Annotated in this window: 19 protein-coding genes; 8 read left to right on the forward strand and 11 right to left on the reverse strand. The window is 55.7% G+C overall.

Going from position 1 to position 15,557, the window contains the following annotated elements:
* Both BUE18_RS22165 and BUE18_RS22170 read left to right on the forward strand, forming a co-directional pair.
* Positions 1 to 589, forward strand: a 589-nt coding sequence (locus tag BUE18_RS22165; RefSeq protein WP_139264858.1) for an electron transfer flavoprotein subunit alpha/FixB family protein, incomplete at its 5' end; no start/stop codon positions are given.
* 29 nt (positions 590 to 618) lie between these two features.
* Positions 619 to 1,773 (forward strand): acyl-CoA dehydrogenase family protein, encoded by a 1,155-nt coding sequence (locus tag BUE18_RS22170; RefSeq protein WP_073478353.1) that lies wholly within the window; start codon positions 619 to 621, stop codon positions 1,771 to 1,773.
* An 80-nt stretch (positions 1,774 to 1,853) separates the two neighbouring features.
* On the opposite strand, the gene nusB is transcribed toward BUE18_RS22170, so the two are convergent.
* The 11 genes from nusB to rpmF all read right to left on the reverse strand — a co-directional run bounded on the left by nusB (position 1,854) and on the right by rpmF (position 11,001).
* Complete coding sequence (gene nusB / locus BUE18_RS22175; protein WP_073478354.1) at positions 1,854 to 2,285, reverse strand: transcription antitermination factor NusB; 432 nt, start codon at positions 2,283 to 2,285, stop codon at positions 1,854 to 1,856.
* Positions 2,286 to 2,289: 4 nt separating this feature from the next.
* Positions 2,290 to 2,757, reverse strand: coding sequence for a 6,7-dimethyl-8-ribityllumazine synthase (ribH, locus tag BUE18_RS22180; protein ID WP_015948063.1), 468 nt, complete (start codon positions 2,755 to 2,757; stop codon positions 2,290 to 2,292).
* Between the two features lie 66 nt (positions 2,758 to 2,823).
* Positions 2,824 to 4,038, reverse strand: coding sequence for a bifunctional 3,4-dihydroxy-2-butanone-4-phosphate synthase/GTP cyclohydrolase II (locus BUE18_RS22185; RefSeq protein ID WP_073478355.1), 1,215 nt, complete (start codon positions 4,036 to 4,038; stop codon positions 2,824 to 2,826).
* A gap of 9 nt (positions 4,039 to 4,047) precedes the next feature.
* Positions 4,048 to 4,707: a riboflavin synthase gene (locus BUE18_RS22190; RefSeq protein ID WP_073478356.1), complete on the reverse strand. Its 660-nt coding sequence runs from the start codon at positions 4,705 to 4,707 to the stop codon at positions 4,048 to 4,050.
* Between the two features lie 9 nt (positions 4,708 to 4,716).
* The gene (gene ribD / locus BUE18_RS22195; protein WP_073478357.1) at positions 4,717 to 5,835 is read right to left on the reverse strand and encodes a bifunctional diaminohydroxyphosphoribosylaminopyrimidine deaminase/5-amino-6-(5-phosphoribosylamino)uracil reductase RibD; all 1,119 of its coding nucleotides are present in this window, start codon (positions 5,833 to 5,835) and stop codon (positions 4,717 to 4,719) included.
* Positions 5,836 to 5,915: 80 nt separating this feature from the next.
* Entirely contained in the window at positions 5,916 to 6,386 is a 471-nt protein-coding gene (gene nrdR, locus BUE18_RS22200) for a transcriptional regulator NrdR (RefSeq protein ID WP_073478358.1), read from the reverse strand.
* Between the two features lie 18 nt (positions 6,387 to 6,404).
* Complete coding sequence (gene glyA / locus BUE18_RS22205) at positions 6,405 to 7,646, reverse strand: serine hydroxymethyltransferase (protein ID WP_073478359.1); 1,242 nt, start codon at positions 7,644 to 7,646, stop codon at positions 6,405 to 6,407.
* Between the two features lie 121 nt (positions 7,647 to 7,767).
* Entirely contained in the window at positions 7,768 to 9,018 is a 1,251-nt protein-coding gene (fabF, locus tag BUE18_RS22210; RefSeq protein ID WP_073478360.1) for a beta-ketoacyl-ACP synthase II, read from the reverse strand.
* A 70-nt stretch (positions 9,019 to 9,088) separates the two neighbouring features.
* Entirely contained in the window at positions 9,089 to 9,319 is a 231-nt protein-coding gene (gene acpP / locus BUE18_RS22215) for an acyl carrier protein (RefSeq protein ID WP_073478361.1), read from the reverse strand.
* A 195-nt stretch (positions 9,320 to 9,514) separates the two neighbouring features.
* Positions 9,515 to 10,261: a 3-oxoacyl-[acyl-carrier-protein] reductase gene (gene fabG / locus BUE18_RS22220; protein ID WP_073478362.1), complete on the reverse strand. Its 747-nt coding sequence runs from the start codon at positions 10,259 to 10,261 to the stop codon at positions 9,515 to 9,517.
* Between the two features lie 563 nt (positions 10,262 to 10,824).
* The gene (gene rpmF / locus BUE18_RS22230) at positions 10,825 to 11,001 is read right to left on the reverse strand and encodes a 50S ribosomal protein L32 (RefSeq protein ID WP_015948053.1); all 177 of its coding nucleotides are present in this window, start codon (positions 10,999 to 11,001) and stop codon (positions 10,825 to 10,827) included.
* Positions 11,002 to 11,506: 505 nt separating this feature from the next.
* On the opposite strand from rpmF, the gene BUE18_RS22235 reads away from it, so the two are divergent.
* The 6 genes from BUE18_RS22235 to BUE18_RS28060 are packed head-to-tail and all read left to right on the forward strand — an operon-like array spanning position 11,507 to position 15,546.
* Complete coding sequence (locus BUE18_RS22235) at positions 11,507 to 11,809, forward strand: YggT family protein (protein WP_073478364.1); 303 nt, start codon at positions 11,507 to 11,509, stop codon at positions 11,807 to 11,809.
* A 50-nt stretch (positions 11,810 to 11,859) separates the two neighbouring features.
* Entirely contained in the window at positions 11,860 to 12,369 is a 510-nt protein-coding gene (locus BUE18_RS22240) for a DivIVA domain-containing protein (protein WP_073478365.1), read from the forward strand.
* Between the two features lie 3 nt (positions 12,370 to 12,372).
* Positions 12,373 to 13,455 carry a type IV pilus twitching motility protein PilT gene (locus BUE18_RS22245; RefSeq protein WP_015948050.1) on the forward strand — a complete coding sequence of 361 codons (1,083 nt, stop codon included), beginning with the start codon at positions 12,373 to 12,375 and terminating at the stop codon, positions 13,453 to 13,455.
* Between the two features lie 36 nt (positions 13,456 to 13,491).
* Complete coding sequence (locus BUE18_RS22250; protein WP_073478366.1) at positions 13,492 to 14,661, forward strand: type IV pilus twitching motility protein PilT; 1,170 nt, start codon at positions 13,492 to 13,494, stop codon at positions 14,659 to 14,661.
* Positions 14,662 to 14,701: 40 nt separating this feature from the next.
* Positions 14,702 to 15,397, forward strand: a complete 696-nt coding sequence (locus BUE18_RS22255; RefSeq protein ID WP_073478367.1) for a zinc-ribbon domain-containing protein — start codon at positions 14,702 to 14,704, stop codon at positions 15,395 to 15,397.
* On the forward strand, positions 15,394 to 15,546 hold the full coding sequence (locus BUE18_RS28060; protein WP_015948047.1) for a hypothetical protein: 153 nt from the start codon (positions 15,394 to 15,396) through the stop codon (positions 15,544 to 15,546). The genes BUE18_RS22255 and BUE18_RS28060 overlap by 4 nt, the downstream gene beginning before the upstream one ends.
* The last annotated feature ends 11 nt before the right edge of the window (positions 15,547 to 15,557 follow it).

The following is a 15,557-nucleotide window of genomic DNA, read 5'->3' on the forward strand; positions in this document are numbered from 1 at the left end:
GCTGACCGCCGTCCGCCAGGAATACTCCGGCCAGGTTTACGCCAAGATGGACGCCGACGTATCCGGCGGCGCCGTGATCACGGTGCGTCCGGGCGCCTTCGCGGGCGACGAAGCGGGCGGAGCAGGCGGAGCCGTGGAAGAGAAGGCAGCCGACGTTCCGGCGGTGGGCCGCAAGTATCTGGAAACCGTGGCCGCCGAAGTGGGCGACGTGGACATCACCAAGAGCGAAGTGCTTTTGTCCATCGGCCGCGGCATCGAGAGCGAGGACAACCTGGAAGTGGCTTTTGACCTGGCCAAGATCATGGGCGCGGACGTATCCTGCTCCCGTCCGATTGTCGACTCCAAGTGGTTGGAGCACGCCCGTCAGGTGGGCACCTCCGGCCAGACGGTCAAGCCCAAGGTTTACATGGCCATGGGCATCTCCGGCGCCTTCCAGCACTTGGGCGGCTTGAAGGGCAATCCTTTCATCGTGGCCGTGAACAAGAACCCCAAGGCTCCCATCTTCCAGGTGGCGGACGTGGGCATTGTGGGCGACATCCTGGAAATCATGCCCGAAATGCAAGAAAAGCTCGAAGAAATGAAGGGCTAATCAATCCTAATTAGGAGGGGAGTGTTTCAATGGATTTTTCTTTAAATAAAGAACAGCTGGACCTGCAAAAGGCTGCCAGGGAGTTTGCCAAAGGCGAATTCGATATGGAGCTTGCCAGGGAACTGGACGCCAAACACGAGTACCCCACAAAAATTTGGAAGAAGGCTGGAGAGCTTGGCTTCATCGGCCTCCATTTTCCTGAAAAATATTCCGGAATGGGTTACGGCGTGCTGGAAAATATTCTGGTCGCCGAGGAACTGTGCCGCGGCGATTCCAGCATTGGCGCCTGCCTGATTTTGGCCGGCTTCGCCTCTGAAATCATACTGCGTTTCGGCTCTGACGCCCAGAAGGAAAAATGGCTGCCCAAGGTAGCGGAAGCCGAAACCCTGTCCGCAGGCGCTTTCACCGAACCCGGACACGGCTCCGACATCACCGGCATGGACACCACTGCGGTCCTGGACGGCGATGAATGGGTGATTAACGGGACCAAAATATTTATCACCAACGGCAACCTCGCCGGCTTTTTCTGCACCCTGTGCCAGACTGACCCGGACGCCAAGCCCGGATACCGCGGTCTTAGCATGATACTGGTGGAAGCTGACAGGGAAGGCGTGAGCACCACTTCCGTGGGCGATAAATTGGGCATCCGCATGATGGATACGGCAGAGGTTGTTTTCAAGGACGTTCGCGTACCCAAGGAAAACCTCATCGGCGTGGAAGGCAAGGGCTTTTATCAAGTCCTGGAATTCTTTGACGAAAGCCGCATCCTCATCGCTGCGCAGGCTCTGGGAACCGCGCAGGGCGCTTTGGACCGGGCCGTGGAATACGTCAAACAGCGCGAGCAGTTCGGCAAAAAGCTGGCCCAGTTCCAGATCACCCAGCACAAGCTGGCCGATATGGCCACCAAGGTCGAACTCGCCCGCCTTATGACTTACAAGGCTGCATGGAACTACGACCAGGGCAAGATTGATCCCAAGCTGACCTCCATGGCCAAGATGTTCGCCGCCCGCACTGCCGTGGAAGTGGCGGACGAAGCCATACAGCTTTTGGGCGGTTACGGCTACATGCGTGAGTATGACGTGGAACGGTTCTATCGTGACGCCAAGATCACGGAAATTTACGAAGGAACCAAGGAAATCCAGAAGAATACCATCGCAAGCAGCGTGATCGGCAAGCTCAAGTAGCTTTGGCTGAAAAAGCAAAACAACAAAGGGGCGTTTTCCTGACGGAAGACGCCCCTTTTATATTTGATTATTGAAAAATCCTATTTTTTCTTTCCGGCCTTTTCTTCCTTGCCCAGATGCAGATGGATGCTGTCCAGGATGCCGTTGATGAAGGCGCCGGACTCGGCCGTGCCAAAGCGTTTGCCGATGTCTATGGCCTCGTTGATGGACACCCGGCGGGGTACGTCGGGGCAGAACAGAAATTCATAAGCGGCAATGCGCATGAGGTTCAGGTCCACGGCCGACATGCGGTACAGTTTCCAATTGTTGGAATGCTGTTCAATAAGGCGGTCAATCTCATCCCGTTTTTCAATCACCCCTTTGGCCAGTTCATAAAAGAACCGGGCCAAATCCTTGGGAGGCGGAAAGTTTTGGCAAAACAGATCCAAGGCCTCCAGCGGGGGGGCTGAGGTTGAGTCCACGTAAAATAATGATTGGAGCGCAAGCTCCCTTGCCCTGCGTCTTTTTCCCATAGAATTATTTGAACTGCTCCGCAAGGTTGACCATTTCGATGGCGCCCATGGCCACGTCCCAGCCTTTGTTGCCGGCCTTGGTCCCGGCGCGCTCAATGGCCTGCTCGATGGTGTCGGTGGTCAGAATGCCGAACATGACGGGGATGCCTGCGCCAAGGCTGACATGGGCGATGCCTTTGGAGGCTTCTGCGCATACATAGTCGAAATGGGGCGTGGAGCCGCGAATGACGGCGCCCAGGCAGATGAGTGCGTCGTACTTGCCGCTTTTAGCCATCTTATCGGCGATCAGGGGGATTTCAAAAGCCCCGGGCACCTTGGCGACTTCGATGTTCTCGTCTGCAGCCCCGGACCTCATGAGCGCGTCCAGCGCGCCGCCCAGCAGCCTGTCAGAGATGAAATCGTTGAATCTGGCTACGATGATTCCAAAGCGTTTGCCTTCCGCTGAGAGCGTTCCCTCTATCATGCGCGGCATAGTGTTCCTCCTGTTATCCGAAAACGCGATCCGGTTAAGTTTTTTAGGCAGGGACGTCTCCCTGTTTTATTTATAAGATTCCACGTCCAGCAAATGGCCCATTTTCAAAGCCTTGCATTCCAGGTAGTCTTTGTTGTGGCAGTTGGGGCGCACGGCCAGGGGCACCTGCTCCACAATGCTCAGGCCGTAGCCCTGGAGGCCGACCATTTTTTTGGGATTGTTGGTCATGAGCTTCATTTTGCGCACTCCCAGGTCCACCAGCACCTGGGCGCCGATGCCGTAGTTGCGCTGGTCGGCTTTGAAGCCCAGCTTTTCGTTGGCTTCCACGGTGTCCAGGCCGCCGTCCTGCAGCGCGTAGGCCTTGATTTTGTTGACCAGGCCGATGCCGCGGCCTTCCTGGCGAACATAAATGATGACGCCTTTGCCTTCTTCGTTGACCATTCTCATGGCTTCCTGAAGCTGGTCGCCGCAGTCGCAGCGTTGGGATCCGAAGATGTCGCCGGTGAGGCATTCGGAGTGCACACGCACCAGGGTGGGCTCGTCGGGGTTGATGTCTCCCTTGACCAGGGCGATGTTCAGGTATTCGTCCACGTCGTTTTCGTAAACGATGACTTTAAAGTCTCCGCCGTAGGACGTGGGCAGATTGGCTTCGGCGGCTCTGCGCACAAAGGATTCCTTGCTCATGCGGTATTCGATGAGGTCGGCGATGGTGCAGATGTTAATGCCGTGCTCCTCGCTGAAAACCTCCAGGTCGGGCATGCGGGCCATGGTGCCGTCGTCTTTCATGATTTCGCAGATGACGCCGGCGGGCTTGCAGCCGGCCAAACGGGCCAGGTCCACGGAGCCTTCGGTTTGGCCTGCGCGGACGATGACTCCGCCGTTACGGGCGCGGAGCGGGAATATATGACCAGGGCGCACAAGGTCTTCGGCCTTGGAGTCGTCTGCTATAGCGGTCTGGATGGTGGTGGCCCTGTCAGCCGCCGAGATGCCCGTGGTGACGCCGCATCTGGCTTCGATGGACACGGTGAAGCCTGTCTGGTAAGGCGAGGTATTGTTGCCGACCATGGGTTGAAGATCCAGAATGTCGGCTTTAGCCTTGGTAAGGGAAAGGCAAATAAGGCCGCGGCCGTATTTCGCCATAAAGTTGATCACTTCCGGGGTTACAAATTCGGCTGCGATTGCCAGGTCCCCTTCGTTTTCCCTGTCTTCGTCATCCACCAGGATGACCATCTTGCCTTCCTTGATTTCCTTGATTGCCTGCTCAATGCTGATTTTAGCCATGTCTGCCTCTTATAAAAAGCCGTTCTTGGCAAGTAACTCCATGTTAATGCCCGGCATTTGGGAGTTCTTATCCGCCTCTCCTCTAGTTGCGGATAAAAAGTGTTCCACATATTTCCCGATTATATCGGTTTCTATATTTACACGGTCGCCGGGCTTGCGCAGTCCGATGGTCGTGATTTTTGCGGTATGCGGTATGATGCTAACGGAAAAGCCGGTATCAGACCTTTGGTTAATAGTAAGGCTGATTCCGTCAATGGCAACCGACCCTTTTTCCACCATGTAATAGGTGAGACTGGGAGGCGCCTCAAAGGAGTACAGGATGGCGTTGGAGTCCGCCTTAACGGAAGACACCGTGGCTATGCCGTCCACGTGCCCCTGCACCAGATGGCCGTCCAGGCGGGAGGCGAAAGTAAGCGCCCTTTCCAGGTTCACCCTGTCGCCGGGCTTGGCCCAATGGAGGATGGAGCGGCTGATGGTCTCGGGGGATACGTCCACGTCAAAGGTTGAGCCGTCCAGGCGGGTGGCGGTGAGGCATGTTCCGGAAACGGCGATGCTGTCGCCCAGTTTGACGCCGGTCAGGTCGAAATCCGCCTGAATCTGCATGGTGACGCCCCGGCCCTTGTTAATGCGCTTGAGGGTTCCCAGGCCTTCTATGATTCCTGTAAACATGGCGTATTATCAGTCCCGTTCATCAAAAAGATCCATGACATATCCCTCCACCATAAAGTCGTTTCCGAAACGGTGCAGGGTAATGTCCTTCAAAGCTATGGAGTCGGCCATAAAGTCAGGCCCTGGGCCTGCAAACATGGGAACTCCATCGTCGCCGCACAAAATTTTCGGGGCGTAAAACAAGCAGACCTTGTCCACCACGCCTGATTTCAGGGCGGATGAATGCACATGGCCGCCGCCTTCAATCAGCAGGCTGTTCAAGCCCTTTTCGCCAAGGTGGCGGCAAATGAAATCCAGGTTTAAAAACCCGCTCATTTCAGGCGCTTCCACAATTTCTGCGCCCGCTTTTACCAGAGCCTCCCGTTTTGCCTCAGGCGCCTGGGGGCCGCAAAAAATCAATGTACCAGAATCAGAATCCTGGCGCAACATTTTGGCGTTGGGATCCATGGATAGGCGGCTGTCCAGGATGACCCGCAAAGGATCGTTTCCTTCGCCGTCTTCCAGGCGGGCCGTGAGGCTGGGGTCGTCCATGCGGACCGTATTGATTCCCACCAGGATGGCGTCCATGGCGTGGCGCATTTTGTGGACGCAGGCCCGGGACTCTTCGCCGGTGATCCATTTGGAGTCGCCTATGCGCGTGGCTATCCGGCCGTCCAGGGTGGCGGCGCATTTGCAGACCACAAAGGGCCTGCCGGTGGTGACGTGCTTGATGAAAAATTCGTTGAGCCTCCGGGCTTCGGCTTCGCAGACGCCCCATTGGGTTTCCACGCCGTTTTCCTGGAGGTATTCCAGGCCGCCCTGGGCTTTGGGATTGGGATCTTTCATGGCGGCGATCACCTTGGCGATTCCCTGCTTAAGTACGGCGTGGGAGCAGGGCGGAGTTTTGCCGTGGTGGTTGCATGGCTCCAGGGTGACGTACATGGTCGCGCCTTTGGCGTCCGCTCCGGCTTCCTCCAGGGCGAAGATTTCGGCGTGAGGTCCGCCGGCCTTTTTATGCCAGCCCTGGCCGATTACCTTGCCGTCCTTGACAATGATCGCGCCCACCATGGGGTTGGGCGACGTGCTTCCCGTTCCCTTTTCAGCCAGGGCCAAAGCCTGGCGCATGTATTGGGTGTCCTGTTTTTTCATTGCGCCCTTGTAAAAAAAGAACAGGGGGGACCGTAATCCGGTTACCCCCCGAAAAAAAAATCGTCCAAACCGCCGGGCTGTTACTTGCCGCCCTTTTGCTGCTGCTTAAGCAGGTACTTGAGTTCGGAAATAAAGTCGTTTACGTGCTTGAACTCCCTGTACACCGAGGCGAAGCGGACGTAAGCCACGTCGTCCAGTTCGTGCAGCTTGTTCATGATGGCCTCGCCCACTTCGTGGGAGGGAACTTCCTTTTCGCCGGTTTCGCGCAAATCCCGTTCCAGTTGTTCGATAAACTCATCGATCACATGGACGCTGATATTGCGCTTTTCGCATGCCCGGAGCATGCCGGCCCGCACTTTTTCCCCGTTAAAGACCTCTCTCCGGCCGTCCTTTTTGATGATGACCAAAGGCATGTCCTCCACCTTTTCGTAGGTGGTAAAACGGCGGGAGCAGGACAAGCACTCCCTGCGGCGACGAATTACATCAGCCTCCTTGCCTTGCCTGGAGTCTATGACTTTATCTTCAGTTTCACCGCAATAGGGGCATTTCATCCCTTTCCTCCCTGAAAGCTATGCGTAAATGGGGAAAGATTGGCAAAGGTCCCTGACCTTGGCTCTCGTGCTTTCTATCAAAGCCTGATCCTGGGGATTTTTCAAAACGTTCGCCAGGCAATCGGCGATGAGCTCCATTTCCGGCTCTTTCATGCCCCTGCTGGTAATGGTCGGCGTTCCCACCCTGATGCCGCTGGTGACGGCCGGCCCATTTTTATCAAAGGGGATGGTGTTCTTGTTAACCGTAATGCCGGCCTGCTCCACCAGACCTTCCGCTTCCTTGCCGGTAATGCCAAGGTTGGTGAGGTTAAGGAGCATCATGTGGTTGTCCGTTCCGCCGGAGACCAGGTCCACGCCGTTGTCCATGAGGCATTTGGCCAGGCAGGCGGCGTTTTTGACTACTTGCTGCTGATACGCCTTGAATTCGGGGGTTAGGGCTTCTTTAAAAGCCACGGCCTTGGCGGCGATGACGTGCATGAGCGGTCCGCCCTGGATGCCGGGGAAAATCTGGCTGGACAGTTTTTTGCCGAATCCTTTGTTGGACAAGATCATGCCGCCCCGGGGGCCGCGCAGGGTTTTATGGGTCGTGGTGGTCACAACGTCTGCATAAGGCAGGGGGGAGGGATGCTCTCCGGCCGCCACCAGGCCTGCGATGTGAGCCATGTCCACCATAAGGTATGCGCCGGCTTCCTTGGCAATCTTTTCCAGTTGGGGAAAGTCGATGATCCTGGGATAGGCGCTGGCGCCCGCCACGATCAGCTTGGGCTTATGTTCCTTTGCCAGGGAGCGAACCTGGTCGTAATCGATGGTTCCGGTTTCTTCCTTGACGCCGTAATGGACGAAGTTGAAAATGCGGCCGGAAAAGCTGACCGGGCTGCCGTGAGTAAGGTGGCCGCCGTGGGAGAGGTCCATGCCAAGCACGGTGTCTCCGGGCTCCAGCAGGGCGAAGTAAACGCCCATGTTGGCTTGGGATCCCGAATGGGGCTGCACGTTGGCGTAATCGGCCTGAAACAATTCCTTGGCTCTGTCCCTGGCGAGGTTTTCGGCCACGTCCACGAACTCGCATCCGCCGTAATATCGGTGGCCGGGATACCCTTCCGCGTATTTGTTGGTCATTACGCTGCCCTGAGCGGCCATGACGGCCGGGCTGGCGATATTCTCCGAGGCGATCAGCTCCAAGGTGAACTGCTGCCTGTCCAATTCCTGCTCGATGGCTTTCGCCGCCTCAGGGTCAACTTTTCTAATGGTTTCCAGATCCAAAGGTTTGCTCCCTTTTCAACAAAATGGTTCTTGCTGCAACAAGAAACCGGTACCAAAATATTTTGGATATAACAAGCCTGCAAATGAAGAGCTTGCAAAAAAATTAAACGTTTGCGCCTTGCTATGCTTTAAACTTTTTCATGATAACGGAGGCGTTGGTGCCTCCGAATCCAAAAGAGTTGTTCATGGCCGCATTGACCACCTGCTTCCTGGCCTGGTTAGGCACATAATCCAGGTCGCATTCAGGGTCCGGGGATTCCTGGTTGATGGTCGGCGGAATAAGGTCATGATACACCGTCAAAGCGGTGAATACCGATTCCACGCCTCCGGCGCCTCCAAGCAAATGGCCTGTCATGGACTTGGTGGAGCTTATAGCCAGCTTGTAAGCGTGCTCTCCAAACAGAGACTTGACGGCCTGGGTTTCGCACAGGTCGTTGAATTGGGTGGAGGTGCCGTGGGCGTTGATGTAGTCGACGGCTTCCAAAGGCAGGCCGGCGTCCTCTATGGCGCTTTTCATGCACCGGGCCATGCCTTCCCCTTCCGGGGAGGGCGCGGTCATGTGGTACGCATCGCCGGACATGCCGTAACCCGCAAGGGTTGCGTAAATGCGGGCGCCGCGCTTTTCCGCGTGCTCCCTGGTTTCCAGGATGAGAATTCCTGCGCCTTCCCCCACCACAAATCCATCCCGTTCCTTGTCAAAGGGCCGGGAGGCCTTTTCCGGCTCGCTGTTCCGGGTGGACAGGGCTTTCATGGAGTTGAAACCCGCAATGCACAGGGGCGTGATAACCGATTCCACGCCGCCGGTGATCATGGCGTCCGCCTGGCCGTGCTGAAGAATGCGCATGGCTTCCCCCACGGAGTGGGTGCCTGCGGCGCAGGCCGTGGCCACGCTGCAGTTGGGGCCTTTGGCGCCGAAGTGGATGGCGATGAGGCCGGGCCCCATATTGCCGATAAGCATGGGGATGAAAAAAGGGCTAACCCGGCCGGGACCGCGATTCACAATGACATCGCGGCTTTCCTCCATGGTCTGGAGGCCGCCCAGGCCGCAGCCCGTAAACACGCCCACTCTTTCGGCGTTGCCCGAGTCAATGACAAGCCCCGCGTCATCCAGAGCCATTTTGGAAGCCGCGATGATGTAGGCGATAAAACGCTCCGCCTTCCGGGCCTCCTTTTTGCTCATGAAGTCTTCGGCGTTAAAGTCCTTCACCTCAGCGGCTATGGTGGTCTTAAAGCCGGATGTGTCAAAGCGGGTGATGGGGCCTACGCCGGACTTCCCCTGGCAAAGGGCGGACCAAGTTGACTCCACGCCGACGCCCAGGGGCGTAACCATACCCAGGCCGGTGACCACAATTTCGGGTGTGCAGGTATTCATTCAAACTCCTGCCGGATGTTTTGGGACGGGGGCGTACAGGCTGACCCGCGGCCCCGTCCTGCGCGTTTTTTTAGGTGTGCGCTTTGATATATTCGATGGCGTCCTTGACCTTGAGGATTTTTTCCGCTTCTTCGTCGGAGATTTCCAGGTCAAAGGTTTCTTCCATGCTCATAATCAGTTCAACCAGGTCCAGGGAATCGGCGCCCAGGTCGTCCACAAAAGATGCTTCTTCCACAACTTCATCGGGCTCCACGCCCAGTTTATCCACGATTATGTTTTTTACTTTTTCTTCCAAAGACATGGTAATCAAACCTCCTTGCTTTCACGGCGCCATTTTTAATGGGACGCCTTGCGATGGTTTTTTTCCTGCCACTATATATGTTGCACCGGAAAAATCAAGCATACAACTTATGGCGAATGGCCTTTGCCTGGGTTCCGGGCGCCGGACAGCGGCTTTAGGGGTTAAAATAACGGCTTATAAGCGCCTTTTTCCTTGTTACATGTACATTCCGCCGTTCACATGCAGCACCTGGCCGGTGATGTAACGGGAGTTCTCCGAAGCCAGAAACTCCACGGCCGCTGCAACGTCTTCCGGCTCGCCCATTTTTCCCAAAGGCGTAGCGTCGATAAAAGCCTGCTTAACCTCGTCGGAAAGGATATCGGTCATCTGGGTGTTGATATACCCGGGCGCCACGGCGTTCACCAATATTCCCCGGGAAGCCAGTTCCTTTGCCATGGCTTTTGTCAGGCCCATGACTCCGGCTTTGGAGGCGGCGTAATTGGCCTGGGTGGGATTTCCCATGGCGCCGACGACGGAGGAAATATTAATAATCCTGCCCTGTTTTTGCTTCATCATGGCCCGGGCGGCCTCCTGAATGCAAAAGAAGGTCCCTTTGAGGTTAATGTCCACCACGGCGTCCCAGTCCTGCTCCTTCATCCGGACGGCGAAGCCGTCTTTGGTAATGCCCGCGTTATTGACCAGCACATCAATGCGGCCGGCTTCCTGGACCAATGCCTTGAAAAAGGCCTTCACTTCATCCTTGTCAGCCACATTCACTTTATAGCCTTTGCCTTGGCCGCCCGCCTCGGCCAGGAGCTTCTCCGTCTTTTTGGATTCCGAGTCGTCCGGATCGTAATGGCAAAAATAAACGGATGCGCCCTGGCCGGCGAAACGCAGGGCGATAGCCCGGCCAATGCCTTGAGAGCCGCCTGTAACGACAACAACTTGGGATTCTTTATCCATAATCGTCTCCTACGAGATTAATTGTATGCGTGGAATTGAAGCCAAGGGATGATTAGAGCAACATGCTTTCCGCCTGTCAAGCCGGGGCCAGGCCCTGTGCGCAATTGTTCGGTGCGAGGGGGTGGGGATTCCCGAAATTCTGGCGCGGTTGAATGGCTCGATGAAAAGAGGACGGAGAGAGATGCAGAAACCGATGCTTTTTCGGGAGGCCGGACAAAAGCCGCAAAGCAGGCCCGCCCGCAATAGAACGAAAAAACGCGGAAAGGGCGTTTTTCTGCAGCCGGTTGAACCCTGGGAGCTACATTTTGTGTTGGACATCCGCGCCGTCTCCTTAATTAAATCCCAAAAACGGATTTTGGCATCCTAACGATTCAGCGGACCGGGTGAGCTCAAACAAGTGGACAGGGCAGGCGAAAAAAGGGTCATATCTTAATCACTCGATCCTTTGGGCGCGAAGAAAGAGTACAGTACAGGCATCGGATGCGCCGGTGGGATTTCCGCCTGACGAAACCGCCGGTCAGGCGACGCAAATCATTAAGATATGACCCAACTCAAATGCTTAATCAGTCTGTCTCAATCAGAGTGCGGCCTTTGTAGGTTCCGCAGCTCGGGCAGATATGATGGGGGAGCTTGGGGTCTCCGCACTGAGGGCAGCTAACTACGTTGGGCGCCGTCAGTTTTTGATGGGTGCGGCGTTTGTCGCGTTTGGACTTGGATTTTTTATGTTTCGGTAAAGCCATGAGAATTCTCCTGCAAAATGTATTGTGGCCGAAGCGCCTCCAGGCGGCGTTTTGACGGGCCTGTTCCTTCGGCGAAGTTTTCCGGCGGCAAGGGCGAGGGCCTCCACGGCCGGTCGCCCGGTAAAGCATGGACATATAAAGCATGCGCCCGGTCGTTGTCAAGCATTTTTACGAATCAGAGGCAAGGGGATTATGGCTTTTGCCCCGGAATGCTGCGGCCGGGCGGGTGAACTTTGTTCGCTCATAACGGGCCCTCAGGGGGCCAATCTTCAGGACCGGCGAATGATTTGCAGGCGTATTCGCGTAATGCTTGTCACAATCGGGTTACTGGACTGATTGTATCTTGACTTTTCTACGCTAGTATTATCTACTACTATATTGGACGTATAGCCTAGCTTGACCTGTTCATCTTTCCAGGGGTATCCTGAAGCACGCGAGGGGAAATTGAGCGTTGCGGCGTCCGGCATGGCTGGATTTCTAATATCGGCACAAGGAATGAAAATTAATGTTTGTTATTGGTCACTTCATCAACGCACTAGCCATCGTGGCAGACCTGGCCCTGACCCTTTACATGTACATTTTAATCATTGGGGCCATATTATCCTGGGTAAATCCCGACCCCTACAACCCCATTGTCCGTTTCATCAACAATGTGACCGAGCCTGTGTTAAGACAGGTCCGGCGCTACTTGCCGGTGAGCTTTTCGGGCATTGATTTTTCGCCTGTGGTGGTAATATTCGCCATCGTCTTTCTCCAGAATTTCTTCGTGCAAAGCCTCCGGTCCTTGGCCTTCAGGCTTCTGCACTGATAGAATAGGGTCTTGCTGACGGACTTGTTATCCATAAGGAGGAGGCGCTTATGAAGATCACCCCCATGGAGATACAAAAGCAGGAGTTCAAACGCAGTCTGTGGGGGCTGGATTCCAATCAGGTGGAAAGTTTTTTGGAAACGGTTTCCCTGGCGATGGAGGAGCTGGTTCTGGAAAACCGCGGGCTCCAGGAGGCGCAAGCCTTGCTGAAGGCGGAAGTGCGAGGATACAAAGAGCGCGAGGAGGGATTCCGGGACAGCATCCTTCATTCCAGACAGGTTATGGAGGGCATGGAGGAGAACGCCAAAAAGGAAGCGGAGTTGATTGTCTCCCAGGCGGAGATAAAGGCGGAGGACATCATCAACCGCGCACATCAATCCTATGCAAAGGTCAAAGACGACATAACGGAGCTTAAGCGGCAGCGGGCTTTATTGGACGCCCGCATCCGCGGAGTTTTAGCAGCGCATAAGAAGATTTTGGATATCAACCGGGAAGAGAGCCAGGCCTTGGACTCCCGGGATGATAAAATCGCTGTTTTCAAAAAATCGCAGAGGAGCTAGATAATGGCCAGAATTGATGCGTTTTTCAAATTAATGCATGAGCAGGGCGCTTCGGACCTTCACCTAGTATCGGGGCAGCAGCCTGCCTTACGCATCCGGGGGGAGATGGAAAGAATCAAGTTTAAGGTCTTGGACAGCGATGATCTGCGATCCATGCTTTATGAGATTACGCCGGAGGAAAAGGTCAAGGTGTTTGAAGAAACCGGCGACCTGGACTTTGGGTACGAACTGCCCGGGGTGGCCCGTTACCGCGCCAATTTTTTCATGCAAAAATTCGGCGTGGCGGCGGTTTTCCGCGAAATTCCCCAGACCATTCTCACGGCCGAGCAATTGGGCCTGCCCCCTGTCGTGCCCAAGCTGGCCAGCCTCCCAAGGGGCCTTGTGCTGGTCACCGGCCCTACAGGATCGGGTAAGTCCACCACCCTGGCTTCCATCGTGGACGTGGCCAATCGCCAGCGCAAGGACCACATCATCACCATTGAAGACCCCATCGAATTCGTGCACGAGTCCAAAAGCTGCATCGTGAACCACAGGGAAGTGGGGGCGCACACCAAGACTTTTTCCGCGGCCTTGCGCGGCGCCCTGCGCGAGGACCCGGACATCATTCTGGTCGGCGAAATGCGCGACCTGGAAACCATCTCCCTGGCCATCGAAGCAGCCTCCACAGGCCACCTGGTGTTTGCAACCCTGCATACCACCAGCGCCGCCAAAACCGTGGACCGCATCATCGAAGTCTTCCCGGCCACGCAGCAGGACCAGATCCGGTCCACCCTGGCGGACGGACTCAGGGCGGTCCTGGCCCAAACCTTGTTCAAGCGGGTGGATAAAAAAGGCCGCTGTGCGGCCCTGGAAATATTAATTGCTACTCCGGCGGTCAGGAACCTGATTCGCGAGAATAAAACCTATCAGATTCCTTCCTCCATCCAGACCGGTAAGAAATACGGCATGCAATTGTTGGACGACGCCATTATGGAACTCATCCACAAAGGAAGAATCGATCCCGAGGAAGCCTACGCCAAGGCTAATGAGAAGGCGAGGTTCAGACCCTTGCTCAAACATCCGCCGGCGGACTTCACGGAGGCGTAGACAGATTTTTTTGCAGGTGAGTGAGGGAGCGTTTTCATGAGAAAACAGGAAATCGACCACATCCTGACGCGGATGCTGGACACCTTTGACAACGTGTCTGATTTGAACATCACCGCGGGCAGGCCCTTTCAAGTGGAGAGCTCGGGAGTCCTTTCCCCGGTGGATTTAAGTCCGCCGATTCCGGAACTGACCCCCTATCAGACCGAAATTTTCGCCATGAACCTGATCAACGGGGACCGGCGGCTTTCAAGAATACTCATGCGGGACGGCTCGTGCGACTTGTCGTACGAGCTTCCCGGCAAGGCCCGGTTCAGGGTCAACATCTTTTCTCAGCGCGGCGCTTATTCCATCGTTCTTCGTAAGCTGGAGACCAAAATTCCCACATTGGAAGAGTTGAATCTGCCCTCCGCATTTTTAAAGATGTCCCATGAAAAGAACGGCATCGCCCTGGTTACGGGCGCCACGGGCTCTGGTAAATCAACCTCTCTGGCCGCCGTGCTCAACCAGATCAACGAAACCCAGGCGGTGCATGTGGTCACCCTGGAAGACCCGGTGGAATTCCAACATCCCCACAAAAAGGCGACCTTTAACCAGCGGGAAATGGGGACGGATTTCGAATCCTTCGCCGTAGGCCTGAGAGCCGCCTTGCGCCAGGCGCCCAAGGTGATTCTGGTGGGCGAAATGCGGGACAGGGAAACCGTGGAAATCGGCCTGGCCGCAGCGGAAACCGGCCACTTGGTGCTTTCCACCATCCACACCGTGGACGCCGGGCACACCATCAACCGCATCCTGGGTATGTTCTCCACGGAAGAGGAACAGCAAATCCGCATCCGCCTGGCCGACACCATAAGGTGGGTGGTTTGTCAAAGGCTTTTGCCTAAAGTGGGCGGAGGCCGGGTGGCCGCATTTGAGGCCATGGGCTCCAACGTGCGCGTCCGGGACGCCATCCTCCACGGGGAATCGGAAGACAAAACCTTCCACAACATCATCACCCAGGGCAAGGCCTTCGGCATGATCACCTTTGACGATTATATCGTGAGCCTCTACGAGAGGGGCCTGATTACGGAGGAAACGGCTCTCGCCTACTCAAGCCATAAGGACGTTGCAGGGCGCGGCATCGACTCCGTCAAGAGCGCCCGGGGCGAGACCACCACCGATATCGAAGACCTGCAGGTGGATTTGGATTACGGCAGAAAGGTAAACTGAACCTGGGGCCCGACCGCCCCCGTTCTCCCAGGAGTGGATCATGAATATTACATGTCAGCATTGCCAGGGGCAATTCCGCATCCCGGACGAAAAAGTGCCCAAAGGGCAGTCCTTTTCTTTGGGATGTCCCAAATGCAAAAAGAAAATCACGGTGAACGCCGAACAAAACGGCCCGGCCGCCCCCGCGGCGCCGCCCAAAGGGGCTCAGGCGCCGCCCCAGAAGGGCAAAACCTCCAAGCTCATGGACGAAATCAGCTCCCGCGGGTACGACGCGGACGACAAGCCCTTCGACTTCCTGGAGGAAGGCGCACGCACCGCCTTGCTTTGCGAACTGGACCCTGTGTACAAGGCGAAAATCAAAGAGGCCCTTACCTCCCTGGGATATCTGGTGACCGAACCCGGCGCCGCCCGGGAAGCGCTCAAACAGATGCGCTTCCATGTGTTTGACATCATCGTGCTGAACGAAATGTTCGATACGGACGAGCCGGAAAACAACCATGTCTTGAAATTTTTAAGCAGAATGGTAATATCCACCAGGAGAAAGATTTTTGTGGCGCTGGTTTCCAATAATCACAGGACCATGGATAACATGGCCGCGTTCGCAAAAAGCGTGAACATCACCATCAATCCCAGCGGGATAGACGACATAGACAAGATTTTAACCCGCGCCATTGCTGAAAACACGCTTTTTTACAAAGTGTTCATGCAGGCCATGGAAGACGCAGGACGAGTATGACCGGACAGTACACATGCCAGGATTACCGGGCCGAGATGACCCTTTTGGGCCTGAAAAGACGCCTGAACGACAAATCCCTCGGCAAAGAAGAAAAAGAAGCCCTGATTGCAGAAATTAAAAAGATGGAAAAGGCCATGGGAATGGACTGATCTCCGTTCCC

Source organism: Desulfatibacillum alkenivorans DSM 16219 (genome assembly GCF_900142135.1).
Lineage (GTDB): Bacteria > Desulfobacterota > Desulfobacteria > Desulfobacterales > Desulfatibacillaceae > Desulfatibacillum > Desulfatibacillum alkenivorans.